We start from the raw sequence: 19,209 nt of genomic DNA, 5'->3' as shown, positions 1-19,209 counted from the left end.
ATTATTTTAATGTAAAGTACTCCGCTAAAGGTCCAAGTGCTAATGCTGGGAAGAATGATAAGGCTGCAATAATGGTGATTACGGCAAAAACCATAACTCCAAAAATGGTTGTATCTGTTTTTAAAGTGCCCGCACTTTCCGGAATATATTTTTTATTGGCTAATAATCCAGCGATAGCCAATGGCCCAATGATAGGAAGGAAACGACTCAATAACAACACGATTCCTGTGGTAATATTCCAAAAAGGATTATTGTCGCCCAAACCTTCAAATCCAGAACCATTGTTGGCTGCACTAGAAGTATATTCATACAGCATTTCCGAAAAGCCGTGATGCCCAGGATTGTTAAGCCAGCCAGTGGCATTACCGTTAAACCAGTAGCCCATTGCAGTATCATTTGCTGCAACATACGAAGCTAATGCCGTTCCTGACAATATCAATAAAGGGTGAAGAATGGCACTAAAAGCAGCAATTTTGACTTCTCGGGCTTCAATTTTCTTTCCTAAAAATTCTGGTGTTCGTCCCACCATTAAGCCCGAAATAAAAACAGCAAGAATGATGAAAATATAGAAGTTCAAAAATCCTACTCCGCAACCACCATAAAAGGCGTTGACCATCATAGCTAATAATTGCATGGAGCCAGAAACCGGCATTGAGCTGTCGTGCATACTATTGACCGAGCCTGTAGAAATTACCGTGGTGGCAATGCTCCAAAATCCAGAAATAGCGGGTCCAAAACGAACCTCTTTGCCTTCCATAGCTCCTGTTGTTTGGGCAACTCCCATTTTTTCGATAGCTGGGTTTCCGTTAAGCTCACTGATAACTGTTGGAATGACTAAAAGTAAAAATCCAAATGTCATCACCCCAAAAACGACATAGGAAAACCTTCTTTTCTTTAGATAAAAACCCAAAGCAAAAATCATCGCAAACGGAATAATTAATTGTGCCCATAATTCAACCACATTGGTAAAATAAGTAGGATTCTCTAATGGATGTGCCGAATTTGCTCCAAAAAATCCGCCGCCATTGGTTCCGATATGTTTAATACCGATAAATGCTGCTGCTGGTCCACGGGAAACTGCTAGTGAATCCCCTTGTAAAGTGGTAATTGTATCTTTTCCTTCAAAAGTCATTGGTGTTCCGCTAAATAACAAAGCGATGGCTACAAGTGCAGAAAGAGGCAGTAAAATTCTTGTACAGCTTTTGATAAAATAATTATAGAAGTTGCCCAATTTATCTGTGGTTCTCTCTTTCATTGCAGTAAAAACGATTGCTGCGGCAGCCATCCCTACTCCAGCAGAAACAAATTGCAGGAACATCAATACCATTTGTGACAAATAGGAAACACCTGTTTCACCGGAATAATGCTGTAAATTGCAATTTACCACAAACGAAATAGCAGTATTGAATGCCAAATCGGGAGTCATGTTTGGATTGTTATCTGGATTAAAAGGCATTGAACCTTGAAATAACAAAACAAAAAAGCAAAGAAAGAACCAAACCATATTCACGCTTAACAACGCTTTCAAATGTTGTTTCCAGTTCATTTCTTCAGTAGCATTGATACCACTTATTTTGAAAATAAATTTCTCAATTGGATTGAAAATCGGGTCAAGGAATGTTTTATCTCCCGTAAAAACTTTAGCAATATATTTCCCGACAGGAACGGCTAAAATTATAGAGATGATAAAAATACTAATGACTCCAAATAATTCTGTATTCATAAAAAAATAGTTTATTTAGTTAAAATTTTTCGGGCTTGATTAATACATAAACCAAATAGGCGAAAACGGCCAGTGCGACAATAAATAGTGCAGTCATAATTTATATTTTTTCAAAGAATTCTACGGATTTAAAACAAATCGCAAACAACAAAACGGCTAGTGCGAGTAAAAGGATTGTGGTGATCATAATTTTAGAGTATTGATTTATTAGAGTTTTAGACAATCGATCAAATAATTTAATCGATTAAACTTGTTATACCCCAGAGGCATATATTTGCTTGATGTATTCCGACTTTAACGATTTTGGAAAAAGATCTGAAATAGTGCAATGGCGCATTTCCATAAAAGAGGACATCGAAAAAAGATAGACATTGGAAATAGCAATTTTAGTTTCATTGCTTCCTGTTGCCAATAATCGCTCAGCAAGTGCCAAACATTTTTTTGCTCTGGAAATATTACCCGTAATAATGGCAGTCTTGGTGATTTCGGCGAAGCGTTCTGCTTTTTGGTAAATCGTGGTAACTTGATTTTTCATATGTATTTAATATTTGTTTTTTAAAGGAATATGGTATCGCTATTCTTCTGTTGTATTTCTAATTTGAATCATGGCGATTTCATAAGAATGATTTATTATGTTCTTCATCGCTTATGCCAAAATGCATTCCAAAAAACCACAGCATACCTCAAAGCTTTGTCAATAAAGGAATTGAGGTTTTTATGCCAAAAAAAACCATAAAAAAAGCCTATCAAAATGATAGGCTTTTCTCAAAATAATATGATTTTAATAAATCTTGTATTCGTCTAATTTTCTATAGAGCGTTGCAACGCCTATTTCTAGTAAGCGTGCGGTTTCTGCTTTATTCCCTTTGGTGTAATTTAATACTTTTTGAATGTGGAGTTTTTCAATACTTTGCATCGAAAAAGCTGACATCGCCTTATTGGCATTATCTTGTTGATGTTGAATCTCATAAGGGAGAACATCTAAGGTCAAAATCTCGAAATCAGTTAAAATAACGGAACGTTCAATCACATTTTTCAGTTCCCGTACATTTCCCGGCCAATGGTAAGTCTCCATCTTATGTAAAAAATGGACATCGATAGAGACTATTTTCTTATTTACTTTCTCTGAAAATTGTTTCACAAAATAATGAGTCAACGGCGCAATATCTTTTATTCTTTCTCTTAAGGGAGGAATTTTAATTTCGAAAATATTCAATCGAAAATACAAATCCGAACGGAAACGGTGTTCTTCACTTTCGGTTTTTAAATCGCGATTGGTTGCTGCAATCAGTCGGAAATTCGACTTTCTTGGGGTAGTATCACCAATCTGGATGTACTCGCTAGTTTCCAAAACCCGTAACAATTTGGCTTGCAATTCTAACGGCATTTCACCGATTTCATCCAGAAATAAAGTACCGCCATTCGCCTCTTCGATAAATCCTTTCTTGTCTTTTATAGCTCCTGTAAAAGATCCTTGTTTGTGTCCAAACAATTCACTTTCGAGAATTTCCTTGCTGAAAGTACTACAATTCAATGCTACAAAACATTTTCCTATTCGGTTGCTATTTTCGTGAATGGCTTGTGCGAAAACTTCTTTTCCGGTTCCTGTTTCTCCTGTTAAGAGTACAGTAGAATCGGTTTTGGCTACTTTTTTAGCCAAATCAATTACCTGTTCCAATGCTCTTGATTTTCCTATAATCCTATCAAAGGAATATTTATCGGAAATTCGCTTTTCTAATTGCTGGACTTTCTTTTGAAGTTGAACTTTTTCCAAAGCTTTGTATATCAGCGGAATAATTTTATCGTTATCATCCCCTTTCACAATATAATCAAAAGCTCCGTTTTTCATGGCCTGAACACCATCGGAAATTTTGCCATAAGCAGTTAATAAAATAACTTCGGCTAAAGGAAATACTAGTTTAATTTTTTGTACAAAATCAACGCCATTGCCATCAGGAAGTTTGACATCACAAAGTATCACATCAATATCATTGTGTTCCAGTTTTTTGAAACCTGATTTTAAATCGGAAGCTTCAAGAACTTCAAAACCTTCTGATTTTATAATTCTGGCGAGAAGTCCGCGAAGTTTTTCTTCGTCGTCGATGATAAGGATGTTTTTCAAAATAATTTTATATAAATTTAAGAGACAAAATTACATTTTTGCCTCTTTAGAGAGGTTATATCTACTACTAAATTTTAAAGTCTATCGAAAATAAAGGAAATCATCCATTTGTGGTAATTACTTTAACGAATACTTTTCAACTATGGTAATGCTTAAATAGACATTTTAAATTCATCTCGGTACACTTCATTATGAAAATTAACGCTTATTTTATTTATCTTGTATTTAAACTCTGAATTAACCCAATTATAAAATTTTAGAATCCTTCACTAATTATCAAAATAATAGTATAAATTTTATTGATTTAGTTTGCTATGTTATTATGAACCATACTCGATTACTTAATTTTCGAGTTCTGTAAAAGCATATAACGAAGTATATATTTGGTAAAAATATCAAATTCCAAGTATTGGTCAGCAAGACCCTGTTGTTTAACAACAGTTAATCTGGCTATAGCAGAAACAGTGCAATCTTTCGACTATTGAGGCATACAGGCTAATTTAAAGCTAGTATTTGACATAAACAATCATGTGTAATTTTCACCTGCAAAATGTCTTCTGTAAATAGCTGGAAATATTAGTTTATGATTTAGCCAGACTGCAAAAAAATTTCTCAAAAGAAAAAAGTAAGCATTACTAAATTCGATATACATCAAGCGGAGTGCTATAAGTATTGAATGATGGAATTGCGAAAAATGAGCGTTGACATTATGCGCACGCAGTTAAACTATACCCAATTCCTTAGTGGTACTTTTTTGTGATTTTTTATCGGGTAATTTTTGAGATCTTTGGGAAGCTATAAAACTCTAAAAATACTTATTTAAGCGATTTTTGAAAGTTTAGGCTCTCTTATTCAGATACGCAAGAAAACGTTCTTGAATAATTATTAAATCCTGAATAAGTGAGCATACTTTTTAAAAAGAATAATTTTTGAATTATGTATAAATTCTGACTATTTTAGGAAGATTTTTACACATGATTTAAAAAAAATTAACGCGATTAAAGATCATTTATTTGTTTTTTTGAAGTAACAAAATGGTGCCGATAAGATCATGGTTTGTAATATAGTCTAAGACAAAATCTTCTACCTCTTTTTTATTCTCAAGTGAAATGGAAAATGAATTGAGGTAATACTCTGTGTTTTCATCAGCAATATGAATAATTTCAGTATAACCTTTCGAAATAAGAGTACCTTTTAATTTCAAAACTTTAAGCTCACTATTATTATCAATTTCTTTTTTAACTCTTAGCTTAATAATTTTGTTCATTCGATGATTATATTTACACGCACTACTAATGCTGCGTGATTTATTTAATTTACTCTCTGTAATAAAAACAAAAAGAGGCTTGCGAGGTCTCTTTTTACAACTAATTATATCTTTTATAAAAGGTTTATTTAGCCTTCAATAATTTTTTCAAATACTCAACTTTATCTGTTTCGGCTTAAACCAAACATTCATATTTTTTCTGTTTTCGTCATTTGCTTCAATCAATTTGTCAATAGGATTAAAAGTGAAATTGTAATTTAATAATAAAGCGTTGTCGTGAAATTTATTACCTCTAATATTGAATACTACATTATCGCTATGATTTTTATCGCCTCAGCAGAAACCCTTAAAACTTCTGCAACTGCTTTTAATTTTTATTTTTCTGCAGTTTCACTTCCCTTAATATTACAAACTTATTGCTGACAAACATCAATTGCAAAAGTCAGCGCTTCTTGTTTCATTCCTCGAAGCTCAATAATTTAACTGATAGTTCTGAATATATATTTCGGCTTTGTTACTATGTGCAAAGATATTTAAAATTCTCTAATTTTTTTCAAACTGGTAAAATTCAAGCTTGAATTAGTATGATACAATTTCGATTATTTTGGTACGGTACAATCTATTGCTTGCTTACAAAGTATTTTATACAAAAAAAATACATTTTCGGATAAGTATTAATTAAAAAGGCAAAATAGGAATACTTCAAAAAACTTTCATTTCAAAAACTCGAAAACGAGTATTTATAAAATATCCTGAGACAATTAGTTAATCAATATAATATCATTCAAATATTTTTTACCAGACAAAAGTATTAGGGATTTAGCTGTTTAATTATCAATATTGAAAGCAATATAGATGATTAAAAACATCTGCATAGAGAATGGGTAAGAAAAGTTAAAGAACACTTTCAGATTAATATAGCTTTTATCTTCTCATCAAAACTTAGTAACCACTATTCTTTAAGTCCTCCTTTCATTGCTTTTTAATGCCGTGAGTCTGCTTTAATTTACCGAAATAAAGAGTTAAAAACCTGCTTATCACTCAAAGGGATTCGAAGAAATTCAAGAAAAGATTTAATGTTTGAAGACCATTTTCATCACGACCGTGATATTCATATGTCACAAGTCTAAAATCTGATTTCAGAAGGTTCCCCAAACAGTAGTTTTCATCCTATGCAAGATCAATTTAATTTGATCCTGAGCATTTAGAAGAACTATATTCGGCAAATAAACCTGCTTTGCTAAATTTAGATGAAAGAATCAATAGTCTGATTGAATACATTCCTTATAATCAGAGATGCTTTGTGAAACACAGCCACAACAAATTTTATCTACCGGATTTGTTTGTAAAAGTAAAAAAAGCAATAATCGATGATAAGCAAATTTATAAAATAGAATTATATGAAGCATTTGACATTACTGAACAAAGCATCTATCATCTTATCGAAAAACGGTTAGTCGAAATAAAAAATTGATAATAAAAGGACTATTTAAAAGACAGGATGTTATATGTCAAATTGATGACAAACCTGAAGATAAAATTCTCAGCGTTGTAATAGAAACCATATTGAATTCGGCAGAAGTAGAACAGATCTACTTATATCATCAAATTACTGACCATTAAATAACGACTTATTATCTGATGCTTATAGCCGTGTGTTGAAAAATCGGTCAAATTGACCACACAATTCCTGTGCAAATTGACCACCTGAATTTGAGGTAAAATTGGACATTAAAAACTACTGACTTTTTCATGTTGTTAGAACCATACATTCGTTTAAAAAAATACGGATTAAGGCAAACAAAATAACATACATGAGAAAAATTAGAAAAGCATTAAATTCTACTGTAACGGGAAAAATAAGTTATTAATAAGTAAGTACTAATCCCTTTCTAGAAACACGGTAAAGAAGTATATTTCTTTATTTGAAGTACTGAGATTAAGTTTTGAAGTAATTAGCGTAAAAACAGATTCCGAGTTATAATTTTTATTCACACACACCACTGTGGAATCAATCAGTCCCAAACTGCAAAAACTTCATGATTTTTTTTTCTAAAATGGAACGCGAACTAAAAAAAGTTGGAGTTACCATACACCATATGTGCGAGCAATATATTGCCTTAAATCATGAAGGCTACAGGAGTTCACAATTTGAACATCATTACAAAACATGGGGTAAACCAGTCAATCCAGTGATACACATGAATCACAAAGCGGGTGATAAAATGTATATGGTTTATGCTGGAAAAACACTGTCCATCATTGATAAAGACATGGGAGAAATTAAAGGAGTACAATTTTTTGTAGTCATATTGGGAGCCAGTCAATATACCTATGCCAAAGCTTCTAGGAAACCGCAAAAAGAGGAATTTGTTACTTCGGTAGAAAATGCCATGCGGTTTTTTTGAAGGACCTCCTGCGGCAATTGTTCTCGATAATTTAAAATCTGCAGTAATTAAAAGCAGTCGTTTTAAACCAACAATCAATGTAACTTTAGTCGATTTAGCCAAGCATTACCAAACTATAATCTTGTCTGCCAAAGCTTATAAACCTAAAGATAAATCATTAGTTGAAGGAGCCGTTAAGATATTATTTAAGGATTTATGTAAACCTAAAAGAACCTAAATTCCTTTTTCTAAAAGAATTAAACCAGCAGATATGGGATTTATTAGATGCTCGTAAGTGTCGAAAACTCACAGGACGTCCTTATTCTCGTATAGAAAAAATTTTAAAAGATGAGAAGCAAAAACTAAGTCCATTAGCATAAGAACGTTTTGAAATCAAATACCAATCCTTTTCAACAGTAATGCAAAATGGGCATATTCAATTAAGTCAGTACAGAAATTACTAAAGCATTCCTATCAATATGTCAAGAAAAAAGCTAAACTATTGTATACCAGATCAACGGTAGAGATCTACCACAAATAAAATTTTTTAAGTGATTTTTTTGATTTTGTAATCAGAATGTTTTTTAGGTAAATATCATAATTATAAATTCATCAGTTCATAAAAAACAAAATGATTATCAAAATTTTTATGATGAGTTGATCTCAATATTAAAAAGCCACTAGAAACTTAAATGAGGGAAAATATTAACTGTAATTATCTAATTTTTTTGTCCAGTTATAATCAGTATATTCTAGTAAGTAGTCATTTATTTGTAGATTGAAAATTTTTCCGATTAATATTTTAATATTTTTATTTGAGCCAAAATCACCTTTATACCATAAGAAAAGCTTGGATGTGGAAATTGTTTTGCTGTCAGCATTTATAGTCGTTTCTGCTTCAATAAACGAATCAGTGGCTGAATTCAACTGCTTCTCTAATTGTTCGAATTCGTATACAAAGATCGGTGGACAACTGATTGCACCGCAGTTTAATGCAAAATGAATTCTATAATCTATATTGTTTACTTGTAGTTGTTTAATATAACTAGCATAGAAAGGATTCTTGAGATAACCAAAGCCAATCACAAATTTGCCTTTTCTTAAAATTCCATGTTCTATAGTATCTAAGGAGAAAAACATATCTGCTATAATAATGACCTTTTGTGTATAAATTGATTTGTCTAGAATTGTTTTTGCATATATTTGATAAAATGAATTATAAATGTTGAGCCAAAAGGTCTTTTTATAATTGTCTGTTTCTAATTCCATTAACAGATTTTCATACCTTATTTGACTCAGTTCGATAATTTCATTTTGATATGAATTACCGTGTTTAATATTGGAAAGTAATTGTTCTGATAGTTTTAAAATTGCACTCACAAAATAGCCTCTTTAATTCCATTTTTATCAAATATTTCTTCCTTATGGCACTTAAAGAAATGATCACAATATTTACAAATATTTTGTAATTCTTCATTTTTAGATATAGCTTCTTCCTCGGTCACACCCAATGAAATTCCCATCTTTAATGGTTCCCCCTCATTTAAAATTTTAAATACTGCGCTTCTAGATGCTCTATCTAAAACAGTGCTAACTTTCTCTTGTCTAGCATCTCCCATCGGAAAATGTGTTCCTGGACAACATGGATTTATTCGCCATAGTTGTATACTAATTTCCTGCGGAATATCAGAATATCCGCCTAAAAAGTTTCGAGCTCCAGAAAGTATTGAACAAAAATTATGTTTAGAATCTTTTAACCAAATATTATTTTTGAGTGCTTTACCTCGTGCCCAATTTCCTCCTAACCACATGTCGTCACTTGCGCCCCAATAACCCCAACTTAAAGGGTTTTGAGTTAAGTAATGTTCACCATCAATTAGTGGGTCATTTTCTGTTCCTATGACATTACAACTTGCAAAAATATCTGCTAATTCTAGTAGTCTGCCGCCTGCTTTTTTATGATATCTATCTATGCTTGCAATATCAAAACGTTGCACTCCTTTTTGGATCAAAATCTGTAATTTTTCAACATTTAATAAATCCCCATTGGTTTGCAACATGATTTGAATAGAGTCCTGATACTTTTCCTTCACTTTATCCAATATAGAATATAATAGTTTTATATCTGCTAGAGGTTCACCACCACTTAAAATTAATCGATCTACTCTTTTCGGTAAATTTTCTATAATTTTCATACAGTCGGATTCACTTATTCTTTTACCAAAAGGACTAGAGTCATTATAACAATGGTCACAATCATCATTACACAACTGGGTAAAGACCCAATAAATTGATTGTATATGCTCAAATGATGTATTCATAATTATTTTTTTATTTTAAAAGTTGTAATAAAAAGTATATTCTCTTGATCAGCAGATCGCAGTTCTTTTGGTAAAATAACTGGTCTTTCATTTACTATTTCAATGGAGGAAAACCCAGCTTTTAGCAAATAATCTATATACAGTTTTTGATATCGTATTCCATTCAAACAACCTGTAAATTCTTTTATTTGCGGATAAAGCTCAGGTCCAAATTTTCCTTTTTTGTTAATATCAGAAAAACAAAACTGTCCGTTACTTTTTAAAATTCTAAATACTTCTTCAAATGTGTGCATCAAATTAGGCAATAAACTGAATACTCCATTACTTGTTATTGTATCTATAGTCTCATTTTCGAAGGATAATTTTTCAATATCTCCACATATGAATTCAATATTTTTTATTAGATATTTGTTTGCTATTGAATTTGCTTTTATGATCAGACTTTCAGTTAAATCTATGCCAGTAACAGTACCTTTATTAGTTATTCTATTAGCCATAATAAAACAGTCTATACCAGCAGCACATCCTAAATCAACTATTTTATCATCGTCATCATAGGCTATAAATTCAAATGGAAAACCACAACCTAGACCTAAATTTGCGTCTTCAATATATCCCCTAAATTTCGAATATTTTTCTCTTATTGGATTAAAAATTGGACCACACACTGATTCTTTTTGTTTTTCTGAGTTCAATTTATTTTGAAAAACAACTTCAATATAACCATTTTGAATAGCGACCTTTAGCATTTATCTGGATTATAAATTAATTGGTAATTCAACTCCGTAATTCTCTGCAGGTATCTGAAATGTACCAGAAACATTTTCTCCAGTAAGATAAAAAATAAGTTTGTCAACATAATTATCTAAATGTGTAATTTGCTGTATGCCATGTTCAACAATAGGATCTAAAGTAGTTACTAATAAATGTCCACCATATTCGGTTGTTTCCCATGTTATTATATCCGTATCATCTTTTCTTTGAATTACAGTTGCATTAGTTGGAATAGATGTGTACGCCCCATGTGTGTGCCAACAAGAATGTCTTGGCGATAGTCCTTTATACAACGGATGAGAAAAATTAGTTTCAGATATTGGAGGATTATTTGGATTATCTACCCACCAATAATTATTTACTGGTCTGTCTTCCCATTTAGCATCGAGCCAATTTGCAGAAGAATCACCTTCTACCATGATTTTTTTTTCTTGCGCTAAAAAAGAATACAGTAAATCTTTATGCTTTGCTATTTCAATATGATTGGATTGAAATGGAATAATTATAGCTTCTAAATCAGCTAATAATTCTTTTGATAAATCATAAACGTATAATAATTTTATGCTATTGGCATATTTTGGAGCCGTAGCAAAAGTATAATGACTCCAAACACCATTAAATATTAAACCTATTTTTTTCATGATTCTAGTTTTTTTATGATTAAAAATACGCTATTTTGATATAATTGCGCTAAAGAATTGTTTAGATTATAGTTAGTATTTGTAATACCTATATCGCCTAATGGTGCGCTCGCAGTTAAAAATAGTGTTCCTTTCGTTGATTTTTCATCCAGTACAACTATTGGTCTTTTCCAGGTATCTTGCAGAATAACTTCTGCTTGTTCACCTGCATTAATGTATCCACAAGACCACCATCCACTCATTTTATGACTATATATCAAATCCTGAATATCCACATTTTCAAGTAAATTGTTTTTATCTGAATTCACAGTATACCTTTGATCAATACTTTTTAAATCATTACTCATAATCCATTGATTGTTTGGCACCCAATTTGTGAACCATCCATCAAAACAAAATAATGCTTTACCATCATTTAGAAAATTTGCAACTTTATCTTTAATTTTAGACATAGCAATATTATCACTTCCATTCGGGACAATAAGTAATTGGTACGATTCTAAATCTGGATCAAAATCATTTGAAATTTCAAGAAAACTGTAGTGAATTACATCACTTGAAATAAAGTAATTTTTCAATCCTTCTATTCCATTTGAAACAACTGCTGCTTTTAATTTCTTCATAGACTATAAATTATATTGTTGCCAAAAATTGATTTCCTCTTGTACGCCAGAATTTTTATCTTTTATAAAATCAGTGGGGCTGCAATATTGCTTTAAAATTCCGTTTTCAATTTTTCCGAGAGCATCTCCCATGATTATGGCTTCTTTGATGTCGTGCGTTACAAAAATTGACGATACATTCATTTGATGCACCAAATCCTTAAAAAGAATTTGCATTTGTTTTCTTGTAACACTATCTAAAGCTCCAAATGGTTCATCTAACAATAATATTTTAGGCTCAATCACAATTGCTCTTGCAAACGAAATTCTTTGTTTTTGTCCACCTGAAAGTTGATTTGTCATCTTTAAGGACTGACTTTTTAAATCAATTAATTCAATTATACTATTAACTTTCTGTTGAATAATATCTTCTTTTTCTTTTTTAATACGTAATCCAAATGCAATATTTTCAAAAACATTTAGATGGGGAAAAAGAAGGGACTCTTGGTATAGATAGACACACTGCCTTTCTTGCGGTTTGACATTACTGACCTCTAACTCGTTTAGATAAAGATTGCCCTTATCTTGTTTTTCAAGACCAGCAATAATTTTTAAAAGTGTCGATTTTCCGCTTCCAGATGCTCCGAGTAAGCTTAAAGTCTTATCTTTTTCCACTATTAAAGATACATCTTTGAGTACACTCTCTAATCCAAAGGTTTTCGAAATATTTTTTACTTCTAGGATATTCATAATATTGTATTTTTTTCTACAAAAAATAGTAGTTTTTTATTAATGTATACTAAAAGCATAGGTGGAATGACTAGAAGTACTGAAGCAAATGCAGCATAAAAAATATTAGCTTCATTTATATATTTAAAAACACTTAAAGTTAAAGTCATAATTTTCCCGGTACCAATAATACTTGTAAGCCCATATTCAAACCATGAAATTAGAAAAATCTGAAAGAAACACAATTGCAAAATATGCTTTGATAGTGGTAAGATAATCTTAATATATGTTTGCTTTTGCGAACTTCCTAATGTGTAACTTAAATCTTCTATTTTCTTTATTTTGTTAGTCCAAAAGCTAATGAAAATAATAATGCCAAATGGAAATGAAACTAAAAATTGCGCCAATATAACGCCAAAAAATGTACCAGTCAGATTACTGATTATAAAGAAATAGTGAAATAAAACAGCCATAATTACTGGTGATAATAAATATGGTATATACGCAAGCAATATATACAAGGTTTTATTTTTACTATATGCTATAGACTTTGAAATTATAAAACTAAAAGAAGTTACAAGTATAGCGACTATGGTAGATAATAATAATGAATTCAAAAACAGCGCTACAATATTTGCTTCAGTGGATAGAATACTTAACCAATTTCCAATTGATAATTCTACAGGAATAATGTTCGGAAATATCCAGTTTTTCCCCAACGAAAGTATTAGCAGGAATAGCAATGGAAATCCAATGGCGCTTACAAAAATATATTGGCAGACTCTTTTAATCATTGTGCTCTTTTGTTGCAAAAAAGTTAGGATTTTTAATTGCTAAAAACCCAAGCAATACAATCAAAAAAGTAACATAAATAATACTCATTGCAAAACCATTAGGAATATCGTACAAGTTGAATCGTGTTATTTTTTGAACAATTGCTACTGAAATTAATTGTGGATTTTGCCCACCTAATAATAATGGAACTTCATAATTTCCCATTACGAATAGTATAAATAATATTAAAGAAACGGCTGTTTTTCTAAACACAATTGGTATTACAATTTTTTTCATAATTTGACTTTTTGAAGCTCCCAACGTCGATCCTAAATCTGACAGTTCATCGATCCTTTCTGATTCGTATACTGCAGAAAATAATATGATAAAAAAAGGGGAAATCAATAGAATCATTGTAAATATGATTCCTATTCCAAGTGTGTCGTTTATAAGAACGGGAAAGTTAGAAATTCCATCAGTAATTTGGAGATAATTCGTAATTCTAGAAACAAATCCAGATTGCGAAAACATTTGGAAAATAAAGAATGCAACTACCGTTGCAGGAAAACACAACGGTAGATAAATTACATAACTAAGTAGTCCACTCTTGAAATTTGATCGCCAACTTATTGCTATTAAAAAGGATAAAATACTGCTAATCGACACACTTAAAATGCCAACATATAAGCTAAATAAAATACTTTTCCAGAAATAAAAATCGGTTAAGACTGATTTCCAAGCATTAAAGTTTATCTCTGAACTTAAAATTCCAAAAACACCAATGCTATATAAAAAAGCATATGACAGTCCCGAAAAGACAGGTACCGCCACAAATAGAATAAATAGAATTATATTAAGTTTGCTTAACTTCAATTTTGTGCTTGATTATTTATTACATATTTTCTAAAATCTTCCGCAAGTTTTACCATGTATTCTGGAGCTAATTCTTTTAATGCTTTATTTTGAATATCATTTCGTTTTGGTGATTTAATTCTTGCAGGTATTTGTTCAAAAATTGATTTATCCTTTTTCGACAATTTATTTAAATCTAAAACGGTTCCATCACCCCATATAATTGGATTCATTTTTTTTGATTGTGCTTCAACAGAAATTAATGCATTTGCAACCACCATAGCTGCAGCTTTATTGGCACTATTAGACGATATTCCTATGTAATGTGAATTTTGAATTGTTCCAAACTCTGGTACGTAAGCTATTGTAGAATTAGGAAAAAGGCCCTCAGCTATTTTACTATCTACTTCTGCATCATTGTTACTCATTGTAAACCAAAGTTCACCATTTGAAAATAGTTGATGTACTTGAGCTACATTTTCAGGAAATACTGTTCCTTTTCTCCATAGATAAGGTCTTAACTCATTGATGTACTGCCATAATTCTGTACTATATTCTTTGTACTTTTTGCTGTTGAAATCTCCCGACAAATTATCTTTGCTTCCTGAAATATCTATTAGCAATGATTTTAAAAAAGTTAAGCCTGTAAATTGATTATCAAAAGTAAAGATGCCAGGATTTTGTTTTACAAACAGTAATAATTCCGCTCTTGTTTGAGGTGGATTTTTAACTTTATCGCTATTATAAATCCATGCCATCTGAACGTTACCCCATGGTAATTCAAAACCGTTGATTTGCTGCTGGAAATCGGTACCTATAAAAGGATTTTTAAAATCGATATTCTTTGCATTTGGTAATTTATCTGTCCATGGACCATACAAACCATTAATTTGTTTTAGTTGATAAAATGTTTCCCCATTTATCCACATTAAATCTATATCACTATTAGATTTATTTGCTTGTTGTTCTGTCATTAAAAGCTGAACTACTTTTGACCCCTGACCATCAATTATTTGCAAATTAATATTATTTTCTTTTTTAACTTTAGGAATAATATAGTTCCTCATGTATGCATTTATTTTTGCATCACCCATCCACATGACCATGGTAATATCTTTGCCTGTGGCTTGTTTTTCAATTGATGACCAATTCGCAAAATTTAAATCTTCCCTTTTTTCTTCTATTTTCTTCTTACATGAAAGGAGTAAGATAAAAACTAATAGTATGCTGATTTTTTTCATTGATTATTTGTTAAAAATGGGGTTCCTAAGAACCCCACTAATTTATTAAAATAAGTATCTAACACCAAATTGAAATTGTCTTGGTGGAGACGCATTCCTTTTTGTAAATAGTCCACTTGCTACTGAACCACCTTGAATTTGATTACTTTGCGTAGCATTGTTGCTATATCCGCTCAAATTTTCGGCATTAAGTAAGTTAAATATGTCTGCTCTAAATTCTAATTTGCCATTTGCTGATATTTTAATTTGATGTTGTAATCCAAGATCAAAGGTAGCATTCCACGGCAAACGATCATTGTTTCTAGATTCACCTGGAAAACGATCACTATTACCTTGGTAAGCATCGCTAAATCCAGATCCATCTCCGTTTAAATCTGTTGTTGAAAATCCAAATGGAATTCTATTAATCGGCTGTCCGCTTTGCAGTAAACCCGCCAATGTTATAGTAGTGCCTGTAAAAGGATAATAACTATATATTCCATTGATATTATGTGTTCTATCATTAATAGATGGTCCCCACTCATTACCATAGTTATTTCCATCTTTAGCTCTAAAATTTATATCCTCTGTATCATTTTTTAAGGATGATAAAGTATAATTTAAACGATAAGAATAATTATCAGTACCTCGTGCTTTTTGATAGTTTAAACTCATTGCATAATATTTAGATTTCCCTTCTGATTCGGTCATAACGACATTTCTTGCTACGCCTGTTATTGTTTGACCATTAATTGTAGCAGAATTATTAACTATAGGAATAGGTCTTGAAGCGTCCGCTTGTTCGGGAGTTCTAACAATTACATTCGTTGGATCTATTACATATTCAGATGCTGCGTTTAAGTTTCTCAAACGAAATAAATCTTTACCTAGATTGTGAACAAAATCCACATAAAACAATTTATCCTGATCTACCTGTAATTGATACCCTAATGAGTATTGTATTGAAAACGGATTTTTAAAACCATTGGGATTTAAAATTCGTCGTTCATTACTAAAAGCACCTTCTATTTGATTTTGTAGTGAGCTGCCATTTGGTCCTTGCAAGTAAGGAACACTTGATAAATTTGCTGATACATTGCCATTAAAAGTAACAGCATCTAAATTTGTATTAGCTGGTAGAATACCTAGGTTAACAAATTGTTGTAACTGTGTGCGGTAATCTACTGACTTTGTATTTTGTTGTAGCGCATCGCTGAATATAGCATAATTTATCTTATCGTAGGCAATGCCATATCCACCGCGAACACTACTATTATTAGTTAATTTGTAATTGAAGTTAAATCTTGGCGCTATATTATTTGAATCACCTTTATCACTTCCTCCCTTTGATAAATTATCGTAATCATACCTCAAACCTACAGTTAGATTTAACTTCTGTGTAACTGACCATAAATCTTCAATGTAAGTAGAATAAATATTTTGATTAGTTCCAAATGCAGCAGGTCTTAATTCAACATTATAATTTAAAACATTCACATTTGATGGAATATCATTAATAGAAAGATAACTGCCAACTCCGCTAGAGTTAAGTGTATTTATCTGATCTTGATTTAATTTAACAGTGTAATTACCGTTTGGATTTCCACCACCAAATAATTCATGATCGCCTCTTATAAAGTTAAATCCTCCTTTAAAAGTATGATTATTGAAATAGTATTTAAATTTTTGTTGAAATTGTATTGTATTTTCTAACGCATCAAAAACATATCCTGGATTTCCTAATATTGCTAATGTTTCATCGTTTGTTCCTAATACTACTACTTGAGGAGAAGTTGGGTTATTCGGTTTGGCGAAGTTCCATCTAAATCTACTATATTGTACATTACTTTCCGCAGAAATTTTCCCAAAAGAATAAGCATTTTTAAAAGCCATCAATATACTATTTCTATCTTGCGTATTCCCTGCTGATTGAAATGTTGCACCGCCATCTAATCCACCGCCTTGTCTTTCAATTGAAACTAATCCAACATTCGCACGCAAAGATGATCTAAAATTTGGATTCCAAATTTGATCCACTTTAGCAGAAAAATAATTAAATGTATTTGTTCCTCTTACTGTTTCATTGATACCAAATTGTGGCACATTAAGTAAATTATCTTTTACGTCTGTAGTATGTTCGAAATTCAAATAATAGAAAGTTTTATCTTTAACTATAGCACCACCAACGCCTGCACCAGCTTGATATCTTGCAAAACCATCTTTAACTTGATTTCCGGATAAATCACGTTGAGCGAATGTAGATTTACTATCAATTGCTGGACCTGGACGCGTTATAAAGAATGTTTCCCCTTTTAATTCATTTGAACCTGAACGTGGTGTAACATCAATTACGCCACTTCCTGTTAATCCATATTCTGCGGAAAAGTTACTCGTTAAAACGGTTAAATCTTTTACAAATCCTGATGGAATTGCAAATTTTTGTCCGCCAAGAAAACGTTCATTATTGTCCATACCGTCAATTAAATAGGAAGTAAATAAGCCATTAGCTCCATTTATACTAACGTTGGGTGCTTCATTATAAAATCCGGTGGCCTGCGATACATTTGGCAATCGATAGAGAACTCTAGTTATGTCGCGACCTTCAACAGGAATTTCTTGTATTTCTGCTGCCTTAAGTTCTGAAGATACTTCTGCATCTTGACGATTTATTTTGGTCGTAGAACCTGAATATAATATAACTTCATTTAATTGCTCGGTAGTGTTTTTTCGTAACACTAATGTCAAATTGGGATTTTGATTGGAACGGATACTTATCAAATTAGACGTTTCTGCAGCAAAATCATTCGACAGTTCTGATATAACTTGGTAATCATCTAGCGCTTCTAAATTTCTAAATATGGCTTTTCCTTGATTATTAGAAATTTGATTTAAAAGGATATTTCTACTGGTATTTTGTAAGGTTATAGGATAATTTGGTACAATTTTTTTAGTCGCAGCGTCTATAACAGTGACAGTCAAATCTTGTTGGGCTATTGCAATTGTAGATATACAAAGCATGACCCAGATATAAAGATGTTTCATCTGGATTTTATTTAAATTATTTCGGTTTGTGTTTCACTAAGTTCCAATTAAACTTGGTGGTCCTCTATAATTTAAAATAATTAGTAATGAAGTAGAAAATTTATGTTCAATAAAACAAAATACATAATGTAATTTGTAAGATAGACAAAGAAGAATATTTTTTAAATAACTATTGTAAGGAAGTTGATAAATGGCTTTCTTAAATGAGAAAGAAGAATTTATATCATTTAAAAATGGAAGCAAAAAAACCGTTTCATTAGCAAAAAATGAGATTAGATTTTTATGTAAATTTCTGGTTTGCCAATCAAAATTTTCCCAGTCTAGTTTGTTAAACTTATTTTTTGATATACCTAATATGTAATCACCACCACTATAATCTGGACCAAAAACGAAATCGTTTTTTTGAAGATGATCCTGCACTAAATGCAAGTGTTGTGTCTTTAACTCTGGACAATCATTTCCGATTACTATTACCTTATCATAGCCCTCATTGAATATGTTATTTATGGCATTACTTATCTTTTGTCCAAATGTTAACCCCGTCTGAGCAGATTCATTGACAACGAAAAAAGGTATTTTTGATTTTTGTGTTATTTTTAATACGTTATTGTTTAATGTACTCCAAAGCATCATGTTATTGATACTTGAATCTAATATTCTTTTTGACTCATTTTCGCAAACTGCACTCTTAGCAAATACTAAAATAGCACAGTTACCTATCTTTGAAAAATGACTCATAATTTAAACGGATTAAA

At 31.3% G+C, this 19,209-nt stretch carries 18 protein-coding genes; 2 read left to right on the top strand and 16 right to left on the bottom strand.

Annotation, left to right across the window (positions count from 1 at the left end; genetic code table 11):
- Position 1 precedes the first annotated feature (1 nt).
- The 5 genes from kdpA to AC061C_RS06445 all read right to left on the bottom strand — a co-directional run bounded on the left by kdpA (position 2) and on the right by AC061C_RS06445 (position 5,112).
- Positions 2-1,723 (bottom strand): potassium-transporting ATPase subunit KdpA, encoded by a 1,722-nt coding sequence (kdpA, locus tag AC061C_RS06465; protein ID WP_478290484.1) that lies wholly within the window; start codon positions 1,721-1,723, stop codon positions 2-4.
- A gap of 19 nt (positions 1,724-1,742) precedes the next feature.
- A complete protein-coding gene (kdpF, locus tag AC061C_RS06460) occupies positions 1,743-1,820 on the bottom strand; it encodes a K(+)-transporting ATPase subunit F (RefSeq protein WP_230158663.1) in 78 nt (25 codons plus the stop codon).
- Between the two features lie 156 nt (positions 1,821-1,976).
- Complete coding sequence (locus AC061C_RS06455; protein ID WP_478290483.1) at positions 1,977-2,258, bottom strand: DUF7674 family protein; 282 nt, start codon at positions 2,256-2,258, stop codon at positions 1,977-1,979.
- A 246-nt stretch (positions 2,259-2,504) separates the two neighbouring features.
- Positions 2,505-3,848 (bottom strand): sigma-54-dependent transcriptional regulator, encoded by a 1,344-nt coding sequence (locus AC061C_RS06450; protein WP_478290538.1) that lies wholly within the window; start codon positions 3,846-3,848, stop codon positions 2,505-2,507.
- A 1,006-nt stretch (positions 3,849-4,854) separates the two neighbouring features.
- Positions 4,855-5,112 (bottom strand): hypothetical protein, encoded by a 258-nt coding sequence (locus tag AC061C_RS06445; protein WP_478290482.1) that lies wholly within the window; start codon positions 5,110-5,112, stop codon positions 4,855-4,857.
- A 2,057-nt stretch (positions 5,113-7,169) separates the two neighbouring features.
- Here AC061C_RS06445 and AC061C_RS06440 point away from each other — a divergent pair.
- Together AC061C_RS06440 and AC061C_RS06435 are read left to right on the top strand one after the other, a co-directional pair.
- Positions 7,170-7,520, top strand: a complete 351-nt coding sequence (locus AC061C_RS06440) for a hypothetical protein (protein WP_478290481.1) — start codon at positions 7,170-7,172, stop codon at positions 7,518-7,520.
- Complete coding sequence (locus AC061C_RS06435; RefSeq protein ID WP_478290480.1) at positions 7,501-7,737, top strand: hypothetical protein; 237 nt, start codon at positions 7,501-7,503, stop codon at positions 7,735-7,737. The genes AC061C_RS06440 and AC061C_RS06435 overlap by 20 nt, the downstream gene beginning before the upstream one ends.
- Before the next feature lie 467 nt (positions 7,738-8,204).
- Here AC061C_RS06435 and AC061C_RS06430 read toward each other — a convergent pair whose 3' ends face one another.
- From AC061C_RS06430 to AC061C_RS06380, 11 genes are all read right to left on the bottom strand, one after another.
- Positions 8,205-8,879 (bottom strand): DUF547 domain-containing protein, encoded by a 675-nt coding sequence (locus tag AC061C_RS06430; RefSeq protein WP_478290479.1) that lies wholly within the window; start codon positions 8,877-8,879, stop codon positions 8,205-8,207.
- Positions 8,876-9,820, bottom strand: a complete 945-nt coding sequence (locus AC061C_RS06425; protein ID WP_478290478.1) for a radical SAM protein — start codon at positions 9,818-9,820, stop codon at positions 8,876-8,878. Before AC061C_RS06425 ends, AC061C_RS06430 begins: the two co-directional genes overlap by 4 nt.
- A 2-nt stretch (positions 9,821-9,822) precedes the next feature.
- On the bottom strand, positions 9,823-10,515 hold the full coding sequence (locus tag AC061C_RS06420; RefSeq protein WP_478290477.1) for a methyltransferase domain-containing protein: 693 nt from the start codon (positions 10,513-10,515) through the stop codon (positions 9,823-9,825).
- A 63-nt stretch (positions 10,516-10,578) separates the two neighbouring features.
- Complete coding sequence (locus tag AC061C_RS06415; protein WP_478290476.1) at positions 10,579-11,235, bottom strand: hypothetical protein; 657 nt, start codon at positions 11,233-11,235, stop codon at positions 10,579-10,581.
- Positions 11,232-11,858 carry a hypothetical protein gene (locus AC061C_RS06410; protein ID WP_478290475.1) on the bottom strand — a complete coding sequence of 209 codons (627 nt, stop codon included), beginning with the start codon at positions 11,856-11,858 and terminating at the stop codon, positions 11,232-11,234. The genes AC061C_RS06415 and AC061C_RS06410 overlap by 4 nt, the downstream gene beginning before the upstream one ends.
- A 3-nt stretch (positions 11,859-11,861) precedes the next feature.
- Positions 11,862-12,587 (bottom strand): ABC transporter ATP-binding protein, encoded by a 726-nt coding sequence (locus tag AC061C_RS06405; protein ID WP_478290474.1) that lies wholly within the window; start codon positions 12,585-12,587, stop codon positions 11,862-11,864.
- The gene (locus AC061C_RS06400) at positions 12,584-13,360 is read right to left on the bottom strand and encodes an ABC transporter permease (protein ID WP_478290473.1); all 777 of its coding nucleotides are present in this window, start codon (positions 13,358-13,360) and stop codon (positions 12,584-12,586) included. The genes AC061C_RS06405 and AC061C_RS06400 overlap by 4 nt, the downstream gene beginning before the upstream one ends.
- On the bottom strand, positions 13,353-14,171 hold the full coding sequence (locus tag AC061C_RS06395; RefSeq protein WP_478290472.1) for an ABC transporter permease subunit: 819 nt from the start codon (positions 14,169-14,171) through the stop codon (positions 13,353-13,355). The genes AC061C_RS06400 and AC061C_RS06395 overlap by 8 nt, the downstream gene beginning before the upstream one ends.
- Positions 14,172-14,209: 38 nt before the next feature.
- Complete coding sequence (locus tag AC061C_RS06390) at positions 14,210-15,433, bottom strand: ABC transporter substrate-binding protein (RefSeq protein WP_478290471.1); 1,224 nt, start codon at positions 15,431-15,433, stop codon at positions 14,210-14,212.
- A gap of 45 nt (positions 15,434-15,478) precedes the next feature.
- Complete coding sequence (locus AC061C_RS06385; protein WP_478290470.1) at positions 15,479-18,454, bottom strand: TonB-dependent receptor; 2,976 nt, start codon at positions 18,452-18,454, stop codon at positions 15,479-15,481.
- Positions 18,455-18,490: 36 nt separating this feature from the next.
- Entirely contained in the window at positions 18,491-19,192 is a 702-nt protein-coding gene (locus AC061C_RS06380; protein WP_478290469.1) for a DUF2064 domain-containing protein, read from the bottom strand.
- Positions 19,193-19,209: the final 17 nt, after the last annotated feature.

Source organism: Flavobacterium sp. GNP010, assembly GCF_056428945.1.
The sequence above is the reverse complement of the archived record's forward strand: the minus strand, read 5'-3'. Positions and strand labels throughout refer to the sequence as shown.